Annotated in this window: 1 protein-coding gene; it reads right to left on the bottom strand. The window is 46.4% G+C overall.

The genetic code is table 11. The features are described 5' to 3' along the window. Nucleotides 1-2,045: toxin TcdB middle/N-terminal domain-containing protein (locus BN4609_RS16705; RefSeq protein WP_306455791.1), on the bottom strand; the 2,045-nt coding region annotated here is incomplete at both ends.

Below are 2,045 nucleotides of genomic sequence, written 5' to 3'. Positions count from 1 at the left end.
TCGTCATGGATACCATCATCAACGGTAAGGGCAGACATTACCCACTTGCCACCAGGAAGTCCGTAGGTAGGAGTGGTATGCGCATAGTCGAGTGTGAAAGTGCCGCCCAAGGAGTTGGTGACAGACTTCAACATGTTGGTTCTGCCAATGGCAGAGCGTGTAACCTTCAACTCGCTTTCCTTCTCAGACTCAACGATGTCAAGATAGCCGTCACCGTCCACATCCTGCAAAGAATATGTAGGGCGGTTGATACTATGAGAGGTGGAAGCACCAGGGTTGGTTGAAATCTTGATGCTGATGACAGGAATGTTGATGGTCAAAGTGAACGCAGCATTTGCAGACTCTGATGTAGAGGCTGATTCACTAAGCGCATTCGCACCCTTCCAACTGATAGGTTCATCAAAACCATTGCCTGTATTGAGGGCAACAGTGATACCATCACCATTCTTCCAGACCTTATCTGGAAGACCGTCAGAGTTGATGTCGATAAGGTTGTATTCCTCTTCGCTTTCAGAGGTAACAATACCAATGCCTGCAGAGAAACTTCCTGAAGCCTTGTTTATCTGATTGCCTTTGTATTCTGTTTGACCAAATCCTTGACTGACATCCCCACCTGCACCTATATTGTATGAAAGACTCTTACCACTCTGTATGCGGTCAAGTTCCCAATCTATAGGCTCAGTGAAAGCATAGCCCAAATTTAATCTTACTTTCTTGTCGGAAAGAATCTTGTCTGGAAGTCCATCGCCATTGATGTCAATGAATGACTCTACGGCTTCATCTGTGTTCCTTGGCGCACTGCCAGTGATAGAGAATTGAGCTTGCCATTCTGTCTGTACATTGCTCAAAGACTGCTTTACACCTTTCGCCAAATTCGTAATCTGTGATACGGAAGCTACTGGATTGCCGCCATATCCCCACGCCTCAGAAGCATTGTCAGAGTTATTAGCTCCGATACCCTTGTAGATTTCGCCACTCAATCCACCTTGTGAGTTGGTGTATTGGATAGTACCACCAGCAATGATGTCAGGGAATCCGTCACCATTCATATCCATCATGGCAACTTCCGTCTTTGCGCTACCTTTGGCATCGTTATGGGTGATGCCAAGTGCACCACCTTGCACAACGGTACTCTTGCTTGATACCACTTGGCTTACAGCTGCCGCACCAGTACCCTGCAAATATTCACCTGCAAGTCCTGCCACTTCAGCATTATTATCCAATGGATTGGTAAGGAGTACATCCTGTTCTGTCAATCGGGCTGTRCTTGCCTCKGTTGCWGTAAGRTAGATGTCCTGTCGCTGACCGACCCACTTRTCCATAGAAGTCTGGTCTGTACCCAATGGRGTGAATGCCATCGTGAGAGGATCAACCTTGTCGTTCTCGTTTTCAGGYAATTTCAGCAATGACTCGTCAATAGGCTTTGCATATCTGCCCTCTGCCGAGTTATAAACAAAACCTCCCCAGCCACGGTAAAGCATACCGAAGCCAAGATTGTCATTCTCTGCATAGAATCCAGCAAGCACATTCTCTGTTACGAGACCTGCCGCATCTTTCAGAATGGAAACAGAGGCTGAAGTAACAGTTTCATTAGAGATTGCTGCCGGATAGCTGTATTCAAACCAGATGTTCTTTCCTGCGGTCATTGCAAATCGCAGAGTATCGGCTTTCAAGATGCCATTCTCGATATTGAAAGACTTCTTGCCAACAAGTGCATCCTCTGTCTTGGCGGTCAAAGTAACCTGGCCATTGATGGAATTGTCAGAAAGGGTAAGCACTGGCGACACAACCAAAACGGTATCAGTCGCAGTGGTCAAGTATGGCTTGCCCTCTGCCAAGGCATTTGCGAAAGTCTTGTAATGTGCAGGAACTGACATGGTCTGCTCAACATTGGCAGAATCCTTGTAAGTTACAGACGCTTGCCAACCGATATTCTTCCAATCAACATTTGAGGTGGATGAAATCTCAAAGCTGAAGTTGGTCAGCTTTTCAGTATTCTCCAGACTGATGTTGAGTGAATCGCCATTGAAAGTCTCATTAGCCTT

It is taken from the genome of Leyella lascolaii, from assembly GCF_900079775.1.
In the GTDB taxonomy this organism is placed as follows: domain Bacteria; phylum Bacteroidota; class Bacteroidia; order Bacteroidales; family Bacteroidaceae; genus Prevotella; species Prevotella lascolaii.
This window is presented reverse-complemented; position numbering and strand designations above follow the sequence as displayed.